Source organism: Caballeronia sp. ATUFL_F1_KS39, assembly GCF_023630985.1.
GTDB lineage: Bacteria > Pseudomonadota > Gammaproteobacteria > Burkholderiales > Burkholderiaceae > Caballeronia > Caballeronia zhejiangensis.
Window position 1 is genome coordinate 77593 of the sequence record NZ_JALQDZ010000043.1, and the last position, 18052, is coordinate 95644.

Sequence of the window (18052 nt, forward strand, 5' to 3'; positions counted from 1 at the left end):
CGACCATCATGTGGGCACTGATCAAGCGCTACTGGATCACCATTCGCCGGCCGAGCCTCTATTACAGCCTCGGCTTTCTGACGCTGGGCGGCTTCGTCGCCGGCGTGGTGTTCTGGGGCGCCTTCAACACGGCGATGGAGCTGACCAACACCGAAGTCTTCTGCACCGGCTGTCACGAGATGCGCGACAACACCTACGCCGAACTGAAGAACACGATCCACTTCAGCAACCGCACGGGCGTGCACGCGAAGTGCTCGGACTGCCATGTTCCCCACAACTGGACCGACAAGATCGCCCGAAAGATGCAGGCGTCGAAGGAAGTGTGGGCGAAGATTTTCGGCGCGGTGAACACGCGCGAAAAGTTCCTCGACAAGCGGCTCGAACTGGCCGAGCACGAATGGGCGCGCTTCAAGGCGAACGACTCGCTCGAATGCCGCAATTGCCACTCGTTCCAGTACATGGACTTCACGCGGCAAAGCCCGCGCGCGCAGCAGGCGCATCAGCGCTTTCTGGAGACGGGCGAGAAGACGTGCATCGATTGCCACAAGGGCATCGCGCATGAACTGCCGAACATGGCGAAGGCGCAGGAAATCGACGACAGAAAGAAGCAGTAAACAACGCCAAGAGAGGAAACATTCATGCTCAGCGCCCGGCAACTCGACGTGATGCGCGGCAGCCGCACGATCGTCGCCGGCGTGAATCTGTGCGTCGATGGCGGCGCGGCGTTGCTCATCCACGGCGCGAACGGCAGCGGCAAGAGCTCGTTGATCGCCGCGCTCGCGGGTCTGTTGCCGCCCGCCGCGGGGAAGGTGTCGTGGCGCGGCGTGAACGTGCGCGACGATCCGGCGCGCTTCAGACGCGACCTCGCGTATCTCGGCCACGCCGACGGCTTCAACGGCGAACTGACGGTCGCGGAAAACCTGCGCTTCGCGGCGTTGCTCGGCGCGAACGCCTTGCGCGCGAACGAGCGCGACGTGCTCGAGCGCGCCGGTTTGCGGCCGCTGATGCACGCGCGCCTGAACCGGCTGTCGGAAGGTCAGCGGCGGCGCGTGGCGCTCGCGCGGCTCGTGCTCGCGGCCAAGCCGCTGTGGCTGCTCGACGAACCCACCGAAGCCGTCGATGACGCGGGCGCGCTCTGGTTCGCCGCATGCATCGACGATCATCTGCGCGAAGGCGGCGCGCTCGTCGCGACGACGCATCGCCCGCTTGCCGTCGATGCCGCGCGCGCACGTCATCTGCATCTCGAACGGAGCGCGGCATGATCGCGCTGACGCTTCGGGTGATCCGGCGCGAGCTGCTCTTGAACTGGCGCTCGCGCACCGTGACGCTTTCCGTGCTGCTCTTCTTCGTGCTGGCGTCGAGTCTGTTTCCGCTCGGCGTCGGTCCCGATCCGAAGCTGCTGCACGCAATCGCGCCGGGCGTGCTGTGGGTCACGGCGCTGTTCGCGGCGCTGCTTTCGGCTGGCCAGCTCTTCAGCAACGATTTCGCGAGTGGCGCGCTCGAACAGATGCTGCTTTCGCCGCAGCCGCTCGCGGGCATCGTGCTCGGCAAGATCGCCGCGCACTGGATCACGACCGGTCTCGCGCTCGTCGTGCTCGCGCCCGTCGTCGCGCTCGAATACGGGCTCGATGCGCGCACGATCCTCATGCTGATGGCGTCGCTCCTGATCGGCACGCCGCTGCTTTCGCTGATCGGTTCGATGGGCGCGGCGCTCATGCTCGGCGTGCGCGGCGGCAGCGTCGTGCTCGCATTGCTGATTCTGCCGCTCTACGTGCCGGTGCTCGTATTCGGCGTCGGCGCGGCCGATCCCGCCGCGAGCGCCGCATGGGCGAACGCGAATTTCTCGCTGCTCGCGGCGGCGTTGTGCATCGCGCTATGGCTGTGTCCGTTCGCGAGCGCGGCGGCCCTGCGCATATCGATGGAATAGCGCCTATGAACTGGTTCCGCTACGCGTCCGCCCGCAACTTCGAACGCTTCGCCGCGCGCGCGACGCCGTGGTTCGCGTTCGCGTCGGTCGTGTTCATCGCGATGGGACTCGTGATCGGCCTCGGCGTCGCGCCCGCCGATGCGCTGCAACGCGACATCTACCGCATCATGTTCGTGCATGTGCCCGCCGCGTGGATGTCGATGCTCATCTACCTCGTGATGGCCGCGTACAGCGCGCTGCATCTCGCGATGAACGCGCGCCTTTCCGCGATGATGGCCCGCGCGCTCGCCCCGACCGGCGCGTCGTTCACGGCGATCGCGCTGATTTCGGGCGCGTTGTGGGGCAAGCCGACGTGGGGCACATGGTGGGTCTGGGACGCGCGGCTCACGTCGGAGTTGATCCTGTTCTTCCTGTACGTCGGCTATCTCGCGCTGCACGCGGCCATCGACGGCACCCGCCGCGCCGATCGCGCGTGCTCGGTGCTCGCGCTGATCGGCGTCGTGAATGTCCCGATCATCTATTTTTCCGTGCAATGGTGGTACACGCTGCATCAAGGACCGTCGCTCGGATTCGGCAGCGGCGTCGCGATGGAGACGTCGATGGCTTGGGGCATCGTCCTGATGACGGCGGGATTCTGGTCGTATGCGATCGCCGTGGCGTTGGCGCGCGCGCGTCATCCTGCGCGCGGCCGAACGCGTGCGCGCGAGCGACGAGCGTCCGTCGCGAATCGAGGAGCGTGCCGCATGAACACGCTCGCATCCGTCCCGACGATGCTCGCCGCAAATCCGCTGCTTTGCGCCGCGTTCGCGATCACTTTTCTGCTGATGGGCGCGGAAGCGTGGCTCGTCCACCGCGCGCTGCGTCGATGAAAGCGCGCCATCGCCGCTTCGCGTTCATCGCGCTCGGCCTCGCGAGCGCCGCGCTCGCGTGCGCGTTCGTCCTCAACGCGTTCCGCGCCAACGTGATGTTCTTCGTCAGCCCGAGCGAGATCGCGTCGCACGAGGAAACGCGCACGCAGCGCTTCCGGCTCGGCGGACTCGTCGAACGCGGATCGCTCTTGAAGCACGCCGACAGCCGCACGGTGAGCTTCGTCGTCACGGACGGGCGCGCGTCGATTCCTGTCGTCTACACGGGCGCGCTGCCCGATCTCTTTCGCGAAGGCAGCGGCGTCGTCGCGCAAGGCACGCTCGGCGCCGACGGACGTTTTCACGCCGACGAAGTCCTGGCCAAGCACGACGAAAAGTACACGCCGCCGCCACTCGAACGCGCGCTGCGTGAAGCGCGCGCATCGGCGGACGGGAACGCGGGAGCGCGCCGATGATCCCCGAGATCGGCCATTTCGCGCTCATCCTCGCGATGCTGCTCGCGCTCGTCGCGGGCATCGTGCCGATGCTCGGCGCGCGACTTGCCATCGAAGGATGGATGCGCGTCGCCGCGCCCGCCGCGTGCGGGCAATTCAGCTTCGTCGCGATCGCGTCCGGCTGTCTCGCGGCGTCGTTTCTCGACGACGATTTTTCCGTGATCTACGTCGTCGGCAATTCGAACTCGGCGCTGCCGGCCATTTATCGGTTCACCGCGGTCTGGGGCGGTCACGAAGGCTCGCTGCTGCTGTGGGCGCTGCTGCTCACGCTCTGGATGAGCGCGGTCGTGTGCTTCGGCAAGCGCCTGCCGTTGCCGTTCGCGGCGCGCGTGCTCGGCGTGATGAGCGGGATCGACGCGGGCTTTCTGCTTTTCATGCTGCTGACGTCGAATCCGTTCACGCGCATCATGCCGCCCGCGATGAACGGCCGCGATCTCAATCCGCTGTTGCAGGATCCCGGCATGGTGATTCATCCGCCGCTGCTGTACATGGGCTATGTCGGCTTTTCGGTGGCGTTCGCGTTCGCCATCGCCGCGCTGCTCGATGGCAAGCTCGACGCCGCCTGGGCGCGCGCCTCGCGCGCGTGGACGCTCGCCGCGTGGATGTTCCTGACGCTCGGCATCATGCTCGGCAGCGCGTGGGCGTACTACGAACTCGGCTGGGGCGGATGGTGGTTCTGGGATCCGGTCGAAAACGCGTCGTTCATGCCGTGGCTCGTCGGCACCGCGCTGATCCATTCGCTCGCCTCGACCGCCAAGCGCGGCGCGTTCCGCGCGTGGAGCGCGCTGCTCGCGATCTGCGCGTTCTCGCTCTCGTTGCTCGGCACGTTTCTCGTGCGCTCGGGCGTCGTGACATCGGTGCACGGCTTCGCGTCCGATCCGGCGCGCGGCGTGTTCATCCTCGCGCTGCTCGCGCTGTTTTCGGGCGGCGGTCTCGCGCTGTTCGCGTGGCGCGCGCCGCGAGCCGTGTCGGCGGTCGGTTTCGAGCCCGTATCCCGCGAGGCGTTGCTGCTGTCGAACAATCTGCTGATGCTCGTCGCCGCTGCATCGGTGATGCTCGGCACGCTCTATCCGATGGTCCTCGACGCGCTCGATCTCGACAAGATTTCCGTCGGCGCGCCGTACTTCGACAGCGTGTTCGTCCCGCTGATGACACCCGCGATCTTTCTGATGGGCGTCGGGCCGCTCGCGCGCTGGAAGGCCGCGCGTCTGCCGCAGCTTGCCGTGCGGCTGCGCTGGGCCGCGCTCGTGAGCGTGGCGAGCGCGTTCGTGCCCGGCGTGTCGCGTCCGTTCGTGAGCCTCGGCTTGCTGCTCGCCGCGTGGACGTTCGCGACGATCGCGACGAGCGTGATCGAGCGCATCATCAAGGGACGGCAGCGCGTGCGGCTCGCGACCGTCGGCATGTGGCTCGCACACGCGGGCGTCGGCGTGTTCGTCGTCGGCGTGACGATGGTGAAGGGCTTTCCCGTCGAACGCGACGCGCGGCTCGCGCCCGGCGAGAGCGTCGATGCGGGCGGATATCGCTTCCGGCTCGGCGACGTGCGCGCGATCGACGGACCGAACTATCGCGCGACGCGTGCGACGATCGCGGTGACGCGCGACGGCAAAGCTATCGCGACACTGCATCCGGAGAAACGCGAATTCCTCGTCTCCAACACGCCGACGACCGAAGCCGCCATCGATCGCGGCGTGCTGCGCGATCTGTACGTCGCGCTCGATCAGCCGGCGGGCGGCGGCGCGTGGACCGTGCGCATCCAGATCAAGCCGTTCGTGCGCTGGATCTGGGGCGGCTGCGTGTTGATGGCGCTCGGCGGCCTGCTCGCGGCGGCGGATCGGCGTTACGCAAAGCTGCGCGCGCCGCAGCGAGCCGCCGCCGTTGCGATTGCCGTGGAACCGCCGCGAAGCATCGGCGAGACAGGACGATGAAGCGCTTTCTGATTCCGCTCGCCGTGTTCGGTCTGCTCGTCGCGGTGCTCGCGGCCGGTTTGCGCCACGATCCGCGTCGCCTGCCTTCCGCGCTCATCGGCAAACCCGCGCCGGAGTTCGATCTGCCGCGTCTCGATGCCGCGAACCGGACGATGTCGTCGCACGCGCTGCGCGGACAGGTGTGGATTCTGAACGTGTGGGCGTCGTGGTGCGAAGCGTGCCGCGATGAGCATGCCGTCCTGATGGATTTCGCGGCGAGCGGCGCGGCGCCGGTGTACGGCCTGAACTACCGCGACGAACGCGCGCCCGCGCTGCAATGGCTCGAGACGGCGGGCAATCCGTACGTGACGTCGTTCGTCGATCGCGACGGGCGCACCGGCATCGACTATGGCGTGTACGGCGTGCCGGAGACGTTCGTGATCGATCGCGCGGGCGTCGTGCGCTATCGGCAGGCGGGACCGCTCACGCACGCGTCGATCGATGGCGTGATTGGTCCGCTCGTCGCCAAGCTGCAAAAGGAGAACGCGCGTGATTAGGCGGCTCGCGTGGATGATCGCTGCGTGCATCGGGTGCGCTCAGGCGCAGCAATCGCCCGATGACGAACGCGCGCGCCATCTCGCGGAGCATTTCCGCTGCGTCGTGTGCCAGAACCAGAGCCTCGCCGATTCGACCGCCGATCTCGCCGCCGATCTGCGCGCGCGCATTCGCGAGCAAGTCGGGCAAGGCGCGAGCGACGAGCAGATTCAGGCGTACATGGTGCGCCGATACGGCGACTTCGTGCTGTATCGGCCGCCCGTGAAGCCCGTCACGTGGGCGCTGTGGTTCGGGCCGTTCGCCGTGCTCGCGGCGGGCGCGGTTGCGATGGCGCTGCATATCCGGCGCGCGCATCAGACCCGAAGAAAAAGGAGCATGAGCCGATGATCCCGTTCTGGCTGATCGTTGCCGCGATGCTCTTCGCCGCGCTCGCATGCGTCGTGCCGCCGCTGTTGCGCGCGCGCGTCGCGAATCAGCGAACGACGCACGCCGCGCTCGCCGGCTTGCTGATCGCGCTCGTGCCGGCGTCCGCGCTGACGCTTTACATGCGTGTCGGCGATCCGGCGGCGCTCGCGATTCAAGCGGCGGCGGGTTCATCGGTGAGCGAACACGCGGACACGCCCCGGTCGATGGAAGCGGCCGTCAGTCTTCTGGCCGCGCGGTTGCGGCGCAATCCCGACGACGCCCAAGGCTGGACGATGCTCGCGCGTTCGTACATGGTGCTGACGCGCGCCGACGATGCCGCGCAGGCGTATCGGCGGGCGGTTGCGCTGAATCCGCGCGATGCCGAATTGCTTGCCGATTACGCCGATGCCATCGCGAGCGCGAACGGCGGCGATCTCAACGACGCGGCGCTGAAGGTCATCCACTCGGCGCTCGCGCTCGACGCGACGCAGCCGAAGGCGCTGGCGCTGGCTGCATCAGCGGCATTCGACCGGCGCGAATACACGCAAGCCATCGGATACTGGGAGCGTTTGAGGCAGGTGCCGGATCTCGCGCCGCAGGTCGCGCAGCAGGCGCAGAAGAATATCGACGAAGTGCGGGCGATCGCGGACGGCACCGGTTCGGCGTCGATCGAAGTCCGCGTGCAGTTGAGCCCTGAGTTCGCGTCGCGCGTCCGTCCAACGGATACGGTCTTCGTCTACGCGCTCGCCGACGATGGCTCACGCATGCCGATCGCGGTCCAGCGCCTGAGCGCGAACCAGCTTCCTGCGACGGTTTATCTCAACGATTCAATGTCGATGACGCCGAACCGCCGCCTCTCGGATTTCGAGCGCATCGACATCGCTGCGCGCGTGTCGGCGTCCGGGAAAGCGCGGCCATCGCCCGGCGATCTGAGCGGATCGAGCGGACGGGTATCGACGAAAGATGCGGGCGTGATTGAAGTGACGATCGGCGAAATCGTGCGCTGAAGTCGCGATTCAGCGCGCTTTGGCGACGGACGGTTGAATCGACTTGGCGTTGTCGGCGATTTCGAGGCCCCAATCGCCTTGCTCGTACCAGTCTTCGCCAAGCAACTCGGCCGGATGCTGCGTCCGGCTCGAACCGTTTCCGCAACGCATGGCGTCCGTCGCGCAATAGTGATCGCAGCCCCAGCAATTGCGCTCGGGATGCTTTGGGTTCAGGGGAAAGCGCTTCGACATCGTGCGGTACTCCGTGGATTGCGGCGTGCGAGCCAATCGGCATCAAGCCTAAGATCGGCCCCGTTCCGAGCCAATAGGAACGGGACGATCGGTCACGGCTCGCAGCGAAACACGATGTTTCCGCTTCTCAGCACGCCGCCGGGGACGATTTCGTCGCGCCCGTCAACAGGAGTTCGATCAGATCGCGCACGTTGCGGATCGCTGCGCCGAACGGCAGTTTTTCGCGCCCGCGGAAGAACAGTCCATTGCCGACGTCGCCCCGCAATGCCGCGGCAAGCCGCGTATCGATGCAGAAATGCCCGAATTTCTCGATGCCATCGCGCAAGCCGCACGCGCTCAGGCATTCGAGCGCCGACGGACACGTCTGTTTGCGCGCGCCGATTTTCGTTCGAATGCGTTCTTCGTTACGCAGATAGCGCATGAGCCACGGCGTCTTGACGGCGCGCGCGGGCAGGCCGGTCACGCTGATGAACTCGACGATATCTTCGGGCTCCGCCTCGACCAGCACGCGCTTGAACTCCGGATGCGCGTCGCCCTCCTCGGTGACGGCGAACGGCGTGCCGACCTGCACGCCGTTGGCGCCGGCCGTGAGCCACTTGCGCACGGCTTCATGGCTGTTGATGCCGCCCGCGACGATCACCGGCACGTCTTCGCGCTTGAGTCCGAGCGCCGCAAACGATGCATCGAGTTCCTTCAGAACGCGCTCGAAGCCGAAGCGCTCGTCGTTCATATCGGCGACGTCCGCGACGCCGAGATGGCCACCCGCGTGTCCGGGATGCTCGATCACGATGGCGTCGGGCAAGCGGCCTTTCTTCATCCATTTCTTGAGGACGAGCGTGACGCCGCGGCTATCGGAGAGAATCGGAATGAGCGCGATATCGCAACCTTGCGTGAGATCGGGCAAGTCGAGCGGCAGGCCCGCGCCCATCACGATGGCATCGGCGCCCTCTTCGCACGCCACGCGCACGTAATCGGCGTGCGCGCTCACGGCTTTCATCACGTTCACGGCGATCATGCCGCGTCCTTGCGACAACTCGCGCGCCGACTTGATCTCGCGCGCGAGCGCGATGAGGTTGGCGCGCTCGAGCGTCGGCCGCGAGTGGTCTTCGCGGCACATGGCGAGCAAGTCTTCGTGATGATGACGCAAGTCGATGCTCGCGATGGTGCCGACCGCGCCTTCTCGCGCGACGCTGCCCGCGAGCCGATGCGCGGAAATGCCGACGCCCATGCCGCCCTGCACGATCGGCAGCAGATTGCGGCCGCGAATCGTGAGCGGCGCGAAAGAATGATCGTGAGAGGTCATGGGCAAATCAGTTTGATGTGAATTCATGGTGTACAGCTTGATGTGATCCGAGCTTCGATGCAGCGCGACGACCGTTCAAACGGCTTCCGTTGCCTGCACCGCATCGTGCCCGACCGCGTATATCGCGACCTGCACGCGGCTCGTGAGATTGAGCTTGCGCAAAATGTTGCGCACGTGGATCTTCACCGTGCTTTCCGCGAGCATCAGCGAGCGCGCGATTTCCTTGTTGCTTGCACCGTGCGACAGTTCGCGCATGATGTCGCGCTCGCGCGTAGTGAGTGGATCGGCGGCGACCGCTGGAGCGGGAACCGGCGCTGCCTTCGGTGCACGCATGCTTGCGATGAGCTTCGCCGTCATGTCGTCCGCGATGACGGGCTGGCCCCCCGCCGCCTTGCGGATCGCGCTTGCGAGCGTCTCCGTTTCGATGCTCTTGAGCAGATAGCCGCACGCGCCATCGCGCAATGCCAATGAAAGTTCGTCGAGATCTTCGGATACGGTCAGCATGACGACCGCCGTTTCCGGTACGTCCTGCACGAGCAACTTGAGCGTTTCGAGGCCGGATAGTCCGGGCATGTTGAGATCGAGCAAAATCACGTCCGGGCGAAATTGCTTGGCGCGCTTGAGACCTTCGAGCCCGTCGGACGCTTCGCCGACGACTTCGAAGTCTGACTGCCGTTGCAGGAGCGCGTGAACGCCTGAGCGAAATAACGCGTGGTCGTCGATCAACAGAATGCGGATGGTCATGACACAACTCGAAGCAGCTCTCGAAGCGAGCGCGCGTGACCATATTCAGACAGCCTGACGCGCCGGGGCGGGCAAGACGAGTTCGACGCGCGCCCCGCATGCTGGCGCTCCGGTCAGCCGCAGAATTGCGCCGAGCCTTTGCGCGCGCTCGCGCATGATATGAAAGCCGACATGCGTCTCGCCAAGGACGGCCATCTCCTTTGGATCGTAGCCCTGACCATCATCTTCGACAAGGAGGCTAAAGTCACGACCATTGACGATCGTCACGAAAACGCGCTGAGCTTCCGCGTGTTTGCGAATGTTCGACAGCGCCTCCTGCAAAATGAAAAGCACTTGCAACTGCTGATCCGGCGGCAAAGGCAAGCCGCCTTCCTCCCGATAGTCGAGCGATGGCGAGATACCCATCTGCATGCCAAAGCGTTCGACGGATTCGTTTACCGCCCGCCTCAGATCGCCGGTACCGAGCCTGGTGCGAAAATTCATCAAGAGTTCGCGCACGTCGTCGTAGCTTTCCGCCAATCCGCTCGTAAGCATAGGCACGATTTCGCGGATTTCGTCCATGCGTTCTTCGCGCGTGGCCGCATCCAGAAGATGTACCTGCATCTTCATGAAGTTCAGGCTTTGCGCGATGCTGTCATGCAAGCCCTGCGCAACGAGATTTCGCTCCTCCGACACCGCAAGCTGCCGCGCCAATGCCGCGAGCCGTCGGTTCTTGAGCGCTGTGCCGAAGTGCGTGCCGAGTGTTTCGAGCAAGTGCGCTTCGGTTGCGGGAATAGTCCGCTCGCCGCCGAAGTGCAGCGAGAACGCGCCGAGCTTCTCGCCTTGCGAAACGATGCTGAACGCCGCGACGCTCGCGAAACCCGCGCGTTGGCATGAACGCTGCGCGCATGCGCAGGCGTCTGCGGCGAAGCAACTTTCGTCCTGAAGCAGCGCGGCCGGCAATCCTTCCGAGCCGATCAGACGCACTTGACCATCTTCGGTGAAGAGACGAACCGCCGCGCCGTCGGCGTCGAATTGACGCATGAGGCGTGCAAGAAAGCCTCGGCACAGCGCGTCGACGTCATTCGGCTGATTCACGAACGCCGCCATTTCATAAAGGGCCGTCAGTTCGCGGTTCTGCGCGGCCAGCTCGGCGGTCTTCGCTTCGACCCGGCCCGCAAGGTCGCGATAGAGCGTCTGCAATTCCGCGGCCATGCGATTGAAGCCCGCGGCAAGATGTCCGAACTCGTCCTGCGTTTCGACGGGCAGACGCGCATCGAACTCGCGTGCCTCGATGCGCGCAAGCCCGTCCTGCAAGCGCTGAACGGGCACGACGATCCACAAGAAGAGCAAATAGACGATCGCCGCGGTGCCGATACACGCCATCGCCGCAAGCGCCATCTGCGACGTGCGCAGCCACGCGGTCTTGCGTGCGTTCTCCCGCTCGATCAAGCCGACGAGGTCGTCGGCGCCAGTGACGAAAGTGCGCAATTGCAGCAGATAGCGCGCCACCGCCTGTGGGTCTGCGCTCGCCATGCCCTCGCGAACATCGGGTTCGAGTCGCGAATGCCACGCGTTCGCGACGTGATCGAACTGTCGGCGCACATCGACATCGTCTGGAAGGAAGAGCGGGCGCGCTGGATCGCCTTTACGCAGGCGGTCGAGCGTTGCGTTCATCTGCTCGATCTGCAGTTGCAGCAACGGCGATGGCGCCTTTTCACCCTTCAATAGCGCAATTGCGACTGCGTTCGCGCGCATGCGCAGGCTGCCTGCGTCGTTGATCGCGGCGCCTGCACCCTGCAGTTGCCATGAGAGCCAGAGTGTCCCGCCGATCATCGCGAGCACGAGAACCAGCGACACCATCGACAGCGTGACGATGCGTGTGGTTAGACGTTCGCGAAACGACGACAGGAACATGCTTCTCGATCAAGGGAATCAGCGGCTGCGGACCAATTGCCAGGCCCGCCCAAGATAGCCGAGCGAAGCGAAGCCGCTCCACACATGCACGAGACGCGTGAACGGGAATATCACGAAGAGACTCATGCCCATGAACAAATGTATACGGAAGAGCAGCGGCGCATCTGCGACATAGTGCGCGGCATCGGCTCTGAACGTGAAGATGTGCTGGGCCCAGGTCATGAGCCGCACCATCATCGAGCCGTCCATGTGACCGGCCGATACGCCAATCGTCGATAGACCCAGGAGCAGCGTGATCAAGATCCACAGCAACAACACGCGGTCGCCGACTTTCGTCACGGCGGACAGGCGCGCGCTCGTCAAGCGTCGATGCAGCAGGATCAGCAAGCCTGCGAGGCATAACGTGCCCATTACACCCCCAGCGATCATTGCGAATACCTGCTTGACGCTATGCTCGACGCCGAGCGCGTCCCATACGGCGACCGGCGTGAGCAGGCCGACGACATGCCCGAAGAACAGCCCGAGAATCCCGACGTGAAACAAGATGTTGCCAAGTCTGAGATTGCCGCGATCGACGAGTTGGGTGCTATCCGCCTTCCACGAATATTGCTCGCGTTCGAAACGCACGAAGCTGCCGAAGAGAAAGATGCTGGCGGCGATATACGGATAGATACCGAAAACGAAGGAGTTGAGCATGTTCATCGTGCGTCCTTTGCGGCAAGAGCGGCCGCGCCGGCAGTCATTGCGCCGCGCGGATGAAAGCGAATGGTCTGCGTATCCTGGCGCATGTGCGGTGCGAGCAGAGGCTCGACCCCGTCCGCGCCCGGACCGAAGGTTTCGAGCATTTCGTCCATGTCGCGCACGGGCGGCTGCGTGAGCGGACGCGGGTCGACCGTCGCGAGCTCGCGCAACACCGCGAAAACCGTCGGATACGGGCTCTCATTGCGCGCGAGACGTTCACCGATGGCATCGAGCACATGAATGGCGTCATTGAGCAGCGACTGCGCGCGGGCCGGCTCGATCGCGCCCAGCGCTTCGAGAAAAAGCGGCACGTAGTCGGGCAGTTCGTTCGATTCGATATCGAGGCCGAGACCGCGATACTCGTCGAGCAGATCGACCATCGCCTGACCGCGATCGCGGCTTTCGCCATGAACGTGTTCGAACAGATGCAGCGAATGCGACGGATTGCGGTCGAACGTGGCCACGTATGTAAGTTGCACTTCGATCAGCGGACGCTTCAGCGACGCGATGAGCGGTGCAAGGCGCGTTTGGGCCTGCGGCCAGTCGTGCAACGCGGCTTCGATTTCTGGCAGCGCGTCAAGAAGCGCGGGCTCGGGATAATCGAGCAGCGCGGAAAGTATGGAATAGAGCGACATAAGTGATCCTCGGTCAGCCTTCCTGCAGTGCCTTCTTGCGCGACTTCGGCAACGCCGCGTAACTTACTTCGCCGTGCGTTCGCGATCCGAAAAGCGATCCGTCCGATACCCCCGATGATCCGCAATTGCCGAACGAGAAGCCGCAACTGCCCTTTTCGTCAAAGCTGTCCTGCGCCATTTCCTTGTGCGACGACGGCACGACGAAACGGTCTTCGTAGTTGGCGATCGCCATCAATTGATACATCTCTTCCACTTGCGACGCGGTGAGGCCGACATCGTTCAGCACGGCGTCATCGTTCACGTTGTTCACGTTCTGCGCACGCTTGAACGCGCGCATCGCGAGCATGCGGTTCAGCGCGGAGACGATCGGCGCCTCGTCGCCGGCGGTGAGCAGGTTCGCGAGATAGCGCATGGGAATGCGCAAGCTCTTCACGTCCGGAATCACGCCGTTCATGCCCATGTGACCGGCATCCGCGGCCGACTGGATCGGCGAGAGCGGCGGCACGTACCAGACCATAGGCAGCGTGCGGTATTCCGGATGCAACGGGAACGCGACCTTCCACTCGCACGCCATGCGATACACCGGCGAGCGCTTCGCCGCGTCGAGCCAGCTTTGCGCGATGCCCTGACGGAGCGCTTCGGCCTGAACTTGCGGGTCGTGCGGATCGAGGAACAGATCGAGTTGCGACTGATAGAGATCCGTCGTCGCTTCGACCGACGCAGCCTCGGCAATGCGGTCCGCGTCGTACAGCATCACGCCGAGATAGCGGATACGGCCTACGCAGGTTTCCGAGCACACCGTCGGCTCACCCGCTTCGATACGCGGATAACAGAACACGCACTTCTCGGCCTTGCCCGACTTCCAGTTGAAATACATCTTCTTGTACGGGCAACCGGACACGCACATGCGCCAGCCGCGGCACTTGTCCTGATCGACGAGCACGATGCCATCGTCTTCGCGCTTGTACACCGAACCCGACGGGCACGACGCCACGCATGCCGGATTCAGGCAGTGCTCGCACAGTCGCGGCAGATACATCATGAAGGTGTTCTCGAATGTCGAGTACATCTCCTTCTGCACGTTTTCGAACAGCGCGTCGCGTCCGCGCGAATCGAATTCGCCGCCGAGATCGTCTTCCCAGTTCGGGCCCCAATGGATCTTGTCCATCTTCTTGCCCGTGATCGCGGACACCGGGCGCGCCGTGGGCGGCGTTTCCGAAAGCGGCGCGTTCTGCAGGCGCTCGTAGTCGTATGTGAACGGCTCGTAGTAGTCGTCGATGGCAGGCAGATTCGGATTCGCGAAAAGGTTCGCGAGCACTTTCAGCTTGGGCCCTTGGCGCGGCTCGATGCGTCCGTCGCTTTTGCGAATCCAGCCGCCGTTCCGCTTCTCCTGGTTCTCCCACTGCTTCGGATAGCCGATGCCCGGCTTCGTCTCGACGTTGTTGAACCACGCGTATTCGACGCCATCGCGCGACGTCCACACGTTCTTGCACGTCACCGAACACGTATGGCAGCCGATGCACTTGTCCAGATTCAGGACCATCGCCACCTGGGCGCGGATCTTCATGATGCTGCTCCTTCCTTCAGCGGGCCTTCGAGCCAGTCGACTTTCTTCATCTTGCGCACGATCACGTATTCGTCGCGGTTGCTGCCCACGGTGCCGTAATAGTTGAAACCGTAAGCCTGTTGCGCATATCCGCCGATCATGTGCGTCGGCTTGAGCACTGTGCGCGTGACCGAGTTATGGATACCGCCGCGCATGCCGCTCGTCTCCGCGCCCGGCACATTGATGATCTTTTCCTGCGCGTGATACATGAGGCACATTCCGCGCGGCACCCGCTGACTGACGACGACGCGCGCCGTCAGCGTGCCGTTCACGTTGAACACTTCGACCCAGTCGTTGTCCCTGAGACCGGCTTCCTTTGCTTCCGCTTCCGAGACCCACACATGCGGGCCACCGCGCGACAGCGTGAGCATGCGCAGGTTGTCCGTGTACGTCGAGTGAATGCCCCATTTCTGGTGCGGCGTGATCCAATTCAGCACCAGTTCGTGCTCGCCGTTAGGCTTTGCACCGAGCATCGGCGCAATGGTTTTCGTGTCGATCGCGGGCTTGTAGACGCACGAGCCCTCGCCGAAATCGAGCATCCAGCGGTGATCCTGATAGAACTGCTGACGCCCCGTGAGCGTGCGCCATGGAATCAGTTCGTGAACGTTCGTGTAGCCCGCGTTGTAGCTGACTTCTTCCGACTCGAGCCCGGACCATGTGGGCGCGGAAATGATCTTGCGCGGTTGCGCCTGAACGTCGCGGAAACGGATCTTGTCGTGCTCGCGACCGAGCGCGAGGTGCGAATGATCGCGTCCCGTGATCTTCGAGAGCGCTTCCCACGCCTTCACCGCGACGTGGCCGTTCGTTTCAGGCGCAAACGTGAGAATCATCTCGGCGGCGTCGATGGCCGTCTCAAGACGCGGACGTCCCTTGCTCTGACCGGATAGATTCCCGAGCTCTTCGACTTCGTACGCCGTATTCCAGTTGATGCCCTTGCCGCCGTTCCCTAGTTTCTCCAGCAGCGGACCGACCGACGTGAACTTCTCGTAGATCGCGGTGTAGTCGCGCTCGACGACCGTCATCGAGGGCGCCGTCTTGCCGGGGATCAGGTCACATTCGCCGCGACGCCAGTCCTTCGGCTCGAACGCCTGGCCAAGTTCGCCCGGCGTGTCGTGCATGAGCGGCGTGCAGACGAGGTCCGTGCGCGTGCCGAGATGCTTTCCGCCGATTTCCGCAAACTTCTTCGCGATGGTCTTATAAATTTCCCAGTCGCTCTTGCTTTCCCATAACGGTTGCACCGCTTCTGACAACGGATGGACGAACGGATGCATGTCCGACGTGTTGAGGTCGTTCTTCTCATAGAACGTCGCGCTCGGCAGCACGATGTCGCCATAGAGGCAAGTCGTGCTCATACGGAAATCGAGCACGGTCAGCAGATCGAGTTTGCCTTCCGCCGCGTCGCGCACGTTCACTTCGCCGGGTTTGATCGCGTCGGCCTCATCGCCGAAGAGCGCGTTCTGCGTGCCGAGAAGATACTTCAGGAAGTATTCGTGTCCCTTGCCGGAGCTGCCCAGAATATTCGAGCGCCACACGAACATGTTGCGCGGGAAGTTCGCCGGATTGTCGGGGTCGTCGCATGCGAAATCGAGCTTGCCCGACTTGAGTTGCTCCACCGTGTATTCAATCGGATCGCGACCCGCGCGCTTCGCGGCGTCGACGATATCGAGCGGATTCGCACCGAGTTGCGGCGCCGAGGGCAACCAGCCCATGCGCTCGGACTTCGCGTTCATGTCAAGCATCGAGAGATTCTCGTAACGCGACTTGTCGGCGGTCGGCCCGAGAATTTCGTCGACGGCGACTTTCTCGTGACGCCATTGGCTCGTATGGTTATAGAAGAACGACGTGCCGTTCATCTGGCGCGGCGGACGGGACCAGTCGAGTGCGAACGCGAGCGGCGCCCAGCCGAATTGCGGACGGAGCTTTTCCTGGCCGACGTAATGCGCCCAGCCGCCACCGCTCTTGCCGACACAGCCGCACATCATCAGAAGGTTGATGATGCCGCGATAAATCATGTCGTTGTGATACCAGTGATTCAGCGCTGCGCCGACGATCACCATGCTCTTGCCTTGCGTACGGTCCGCATTGTCGGCGAACTCACGCGCCACCTGGATCACGAGACGGCGTGGCACGGTCGTGTGCTTTTCCTGCCATGCGGGCGTGTACGGGGTGTCGTCGTCATAGGACGTCGCGACGTTCGCGCCACCGAGGCCCTGATCCACGCCGTAGTTCGCCATCTGCAAGTCGTACACGGTCGCAACGCGCGCGCCCGTGCCGTCTGCGAGCGTGATGCGCTTCACCGGCACGCGACGCGCGAGCAGTGCGTCATGCTCCGCGCCGAAGTATGGGAAGCTCACCTCTGCAATCTCGTCATGAGCGTCGATCAGCGACAGGCACGGATCGATGTCGCGACCCGAACCGCCGTCCTTCTGTTCGAGGTTCCAGCGGCCGACTTTCGCGCCGTCGTTGTGATTCGCCTCGCCCCAGCGGAACCCGATCGTGCCGTTCGGCGCGACGATCTTGCCGCTCGTCTCGTCGATGACGAGCGTCTTCCATTGCGGATTGTTCGCTTCGTCGAGATCGTTCTGCAGTTGCGATGCGCGCAGGAAATGATCGGGCACGAGCGTGCCTTCGTGTTCGCGCAGCACGACGAGCATCGGCATGTCGGTATAGCGCTTCACGTAGTCACGGAAGTACGCTGACTTGCCGCTCGCGTGGAATTCCTTCAGCACGACGTGGCCCATCGCCATGGCGAGCGCGGCGTCCGTGCCCTGCTTCGGCGCGAGCCAGATGTCGCCGAACTTCACCATTTCGCCGTAATCCGACGACACCGCGACCGTCTTCGTGCCCTTGTAGCGCACTTCGGTGTAGAAGTGCGCGTCGGGCGTGCGCGTCTGCGGCACGTTCGAGCCCCAAACCATCAGGTACGTGGAGTTGTACCAGTCGGCGGATTCGGGCACGTCGGTCTGCTCGCCCCAGATTTGCGGCGATGCGGGCGGCAGATCACAGTACCAGTCGTAGAACGACAGGCATGCGCCGCCGATCAGGCTCAGATAGCGCGCGCCGGCCGCATAGGAAACCATCGACATCGCTGGAATCGGCGAGAAACCGATCACGCGGTCAGGCCCGTACTTGCCAATGGTGTACGCATTCGCCGCCGCGATGATCTCGCTCGCGGTGTCCCAGTCGGCGCGCACGAAACCGCCGAGGCCGCGCACGCTCTTGTAGCGCTTTGCCTTCACGGGGTCTTCGCAAATGGACGCCCACGCCGCGACCGGATCGAGCGTCTTGCGCGCTTCGCGCCACATTTCGATGAGACGGCCGCGAACCATCGGATGCTTCACGCGCTGCGCGGAATACACGTACCAGCTATACGACGCGCCGCGCGGACACCCGCGCGGTTCGTGATTCGGCAAATCGGGGCGCGTGCGCGGATAATCCGTCTGCTGCGTTTCCCACGTGATCAGGCCGTTCTTCACGTAGACCTTCCACGAGCACGAGCCCGTGCAGTTCACGCCATGCGTGGAGCGCACGATCTTGTCGTGCTGCCAGCGGCTGCGATAGCCGTTTTCCCATTTGCGGTCTTCGTTCACGACCGCGCCATGTCCATTCGAGAACGTGGACTTGATGCGCGACATGAACCTCAGCCGATCCAGAAAGTGACTCATCCGTTTCTCCGGGCGTGGCGGCCATGCGCCGCCATGAATACGTTGATTCGAGTGTAGGGACGCGATCGCCGCG

17 protein-coding genes are annotated in these 18052 nt (G+C 64.1%); 9 read left to right on the forward strand and 8 right to left on the reverse strand.

The window, feature by feature from the left end:
- The first annotated feature begins 8 nt into the window (after positions 1–8).
- The 9 genes from NCR93_RS23230 to NCR93_RS23270 are packed head-to-tail and all read left to right on the forward strand — an operon-like array spanning position 9 to position 7158.
- Positions 9–614: a NapC/NirT family cytochrome c gene (locus NCR93_RS23230; protein WP_008349056.1), complete on the forward strand. Its 606-nt coding sequence runs from the start codon at positions 9–11 to the stop codon at positions 612–614.
- Positions 615–638: 24 nt separating this feature from the next.
- Positions 639–1262, forward strand: a complete 624-nt coding sequence (gene ccmA, locus NCR93_RS23235) for a cytochrome c biogenesis heme-transporting ATPase CcmA (RefSeq protein WP_175982642.1) — start codon at positions 639–641, stop codon at positions 1260–1262.
- The gene (gene ccmB, locus NCR93_RS23240; RefSeq protein WP_175982643.1) at positions 1259–1927 is read left to right on the forward strand and encodes a heme exporter protein CcmB; all 669 of its coding nucleotides are present in this window, start codon (positions 1259–1261) and stop codon (positions 1925–1927) included. Before ccmA ends, ccmB begins: the two co-directional genes overlap by 4 nt.
- A 5-nt stretch (positions 1928–1932) precedes the next feature.
- Positions 1933–2796, forward strand: a complete 864-nt coding sequence (gene ccmC, locus NCR93_RS23245; RefSeq protein ID WP_239295007.1) for a heme ABC transporter permease CcmC — start codon at positions 1933–1935, stop codon at positions 2794–2796.
- On the forward strand, positions 2793–3248 hold the full coding sequence (gene ccmE, locus NCR93_RS23250) for a cytochrome c maturation protein CcmE (protein WP_175982644.1): 456 nt from the start codon (positions 2793–2795) through the stop codon (positions 3246–3248). The genes ccmC and ccmE overlap by 4 nt, the downstream gene beginning before the upstream one ends.
- Entirely contained in the window at positions 3245–5212 is a 1968-nt protein-coding gene (locus NCR93_RS23255) for a heme lyase CcmF/NrfE family subunit (protein WP_175982645.1), read from the forward strand. Before ccmE ends, NCR93_RS23255 begins: the two co-directional genes overlap by 4 nt.
- Positions 5209–5748, forward strand: coding sequence for a DsbE family thiol:disulfide interchange protein (locus NCR93_RS23260; protein WP_175982646.1), 540 nt, complete (start codon positions 5209–5211; stop codon positions 5746–5748). The genes NCR93_RS23255 and NCR93_RS23260 overlap by 4 nt, the downstream gene beginning before the upstream one ends.
- On the forward strand, positions 5741–6133 hold the full coding sequence (locus NCR93_RS23265) for a cytochrome c-type biogenesis protein (protein WP_008349071.1): 393 nt from the start codon (positions 5741–5743) through the stop codon (positions 6131–6133). Before NCR93_RS23260 ends, NCR93_RS23265 begins: the two co-directional genes overlap by 8 nt.
- On the forward strand, positions 6130–7158 hold the full coding sequence (locus NCR93_RS23270) for a tetratricopeptide repeat protein (RefSeq protein WP_175982647.1): 1029 nt from the start codon (positions 6130–6132) through the stop codon (positions 7156–7158). Before NCR93_RS23265 ends, NCR93_RS23270 begins: the two co-directional genes overlap by 4 nt.
- A gap of 9 nt (positions 7159–7167) precedes the next feature.
- Here the strand turns inward: NCR93_RS23270 and NCR93_RS23275 are convergent, their stop codons facing one another.
- The 8 genes from NCR93_RS23275 to NCR93_RS23310 all read right to left on the reverse strand — a co-directional run bounded on the left by NCR93_RS23275 (position 7168) and on the right by NCR93_RS23310 (position 17979).
- The gene (locus tag NCR93_RS23275) at positions 7168–7389 is read right to left on the reverse strand and encodes a DUF3079 domain-containing protein (RefSeq protein WP_008349074.1); all 222 of its coding nucleotides are present in this window, start codon (positions 7387–7389) and stop codon (positions 7168–7170) included.
- A 127-nt stretch (positions 7390–7516) separates the two neighbouring features.
- Positions 7517–8692: an NAD(P)H-dependent flavin oxidoreductase gene (locus NCR93_RS23280; protein ID WP_175982648.1), complete on the reverse strand. Its 1176-nt coding sequence runs from the start codon at positions 8690–8692 to the stop codon at positions 7517–7519.
- 75 nt (positions 8693–8767) lie between these two features.
- Complete coding sequence (locus tag NCR93_RS23285) at positions 8768–9436, reverse strand: response regulator (RefSeq protein WP_175982649.1); 669 nt, start codon at positions 9434–9436, stop codon at positions 8768–8770.
- A 45-nt stretch (positions 9437–9481) separates the two neighbouring features.
- Positions 9482–11332 (reverse strand): type IV pili methyl-accepting chemotaxis transducer N-terminal domain-containing protein, encoded by a 1851-nt coding sequence (locus tag NCR93_RS23290; protein ID WP_175982650.1) that lies wholly within the window; start codon positions 11330–11332, stop codon positions 9482–9484.
- 18 nt (positions 11333–11350) lie between these two features.
- The gene (narI, locus tag NCR93_RS23295) at positions 11351–12034 is read right to left on the reverse strand and encodes a respiratory nitrate reductase subunit gamma (protein WP_175982651.1); all 684 of its coding nucleotides are present in this window, start codon (positions 12032–12034) and stop codon (positions 11351–11353) included.
- Positions 12031–12708, reverse strand: a complete 678-nt coding sequence (gene narJ / locus NCR93_RS23300) for a nitrate reductase molybdenum cofactor assembly chaperone (protein WP_250532289.1) — start codon at positions 12706–12708, stop codon at positions 12031–12033. Before narJ ends, narI begins: the two co-directional genes overlap by 4 nt.
- A gap of 13 nt (positions 12709–12721) precedes the next feature.
- Entirely contained in the window at positions 12722–14275 is a 1554-nt protein-coding gene (gene narH / locus NCR93_RS23305) for a nitrate reductase subunit beta (RefSeq protein WP_175982653.1), read from the reverse strand.
- Entirely contained in the window at positions 14272–17979 is a 3708-nt protein-coding gene (locus NCR93_RS23310; protein WP_175982654.1) for a nitrate reductase subunit alpha, read from the reverse strand. The genes narH and NCR93_RS23310 overlap by 4 nt, the downstream gene beginning before the upstream one ends.
- Between the last annotated feature and the right edge of the window lie 73 nt (positions 17980–18052).

Excerpts from the sequence above, each read along its gene's own strand:
- NCR93_RS23230 (WP_008349056.1), top strand. The coding sequence starts at position 9 with ATGTGGGCACTGATCAAGCGCTACTGGATCACCATTCGCCGGCCGAGC.
- ccmB (WP_175982643.1), top strand. The coding sequence starts at position 1,259 with ATGATCGCGCTGACGCTTCGGGTGATCCGGCGCGAGCTGCTCTTGAAC.
- NCR93_RS23285 (WP_175982649.1), bottom strand. The coding sequence starts at position 9,436 with ATGACCATCCGCATTCTGTTGATCGACGACCACGCGTTATTTCGCTCA.
- NCR93_RS23310 (WP_175982654.1), bottom strand. The coding sequence starts at position 17,979 with ATGAGTCACTTTCTGGATCGGCTGAGGTTCATGTCGCGCATCAAGTCC.
- ccmC (WP_239295007.1), top strand. The coding sequence starts at position 1,933 with ATGAACTGGTTCCGCTACGCGTCCGCCCGCAACTTCGAACGCTTCGCC.
- ccmE (WP_175982644.1), top strand. The coding sequence starts at position 2,793 with ATGAAAGCGCGCCATCGCCGCTTCGCGTTCATCGCGCTCGGCCTCGCG.
- NCR93_RS23255 (WP_175982645.1), top strand. The coding sequence starts at position 3,245 with ATGATCCCCGAGATCGGCCATTTCGCGCTCATCCTCGCGATGCTGCTC.
- narJ (WP_250532289.1), bottom strand. The coding sequence starts at position 12,708 with ATGTCGCTCTATTCCATACTTTCCGCGCTGCTCGATTATCCCGAGCCC.
- NCR93_RS23275 (WP_008349074.1), bottom strand. The coding sequence starts at position 7,389 with ATGTCGAAGCGCTTTCCCCTGAACCCAAAGCATCCCGAGCGCAATTGC.
- NCR93_RS23270 (WP_175982647.1), top strand. The coding sequence starts at position 6,130 with ATGATCCCGTTCTGGCTGATCGTTGCCGCGATGCTCTTCGCCGCGCTC.
- ccmA (WP_175982642.1), top strand. The coding sequence starts at position 639 with ATGCTCAGCGCCCGGCAACTCGACGTGATGCGCGGCAGCCGCACGATC.
- narI (WP_175982651.1), bottom strand. The coding sequence starts at position 12,034 with ATGAACATGCTCAACTCCTTCGTTTTCGGTATCTATCCGTATATCGCC.
- NCR93_RS23280 (WP_175982648.1), bottom strand. The coding sequence starts at position 8,692 with ATGACCTCTCACGATCATTCTTTCGCGCCGCTCACGATTCGCGGCCGC.
- NCR93_RS23290 (WP_175982650.1), bottom strand. The coding sequence starts at position 11,332 with ATGTTCCTGTCGTCGTTTCGCGAACGTCTAACCACACGCATCGTCACG.
- NCR93_RS23260 (WP_175982646.1), top strand. The coding sequence starts at position 5,209 with ATGAAGCGCTTTCTGATTCCGCTCGCCGTGTTCGGTCTGCTCGTCGCG.
- narH (WP_175982653.1), bottom strand. The coding sequence starts at position 14,275 with ATGAAGATCCGCGCCCAGGTGGCGATGGTCCTGAATCTGGACAAGTGC.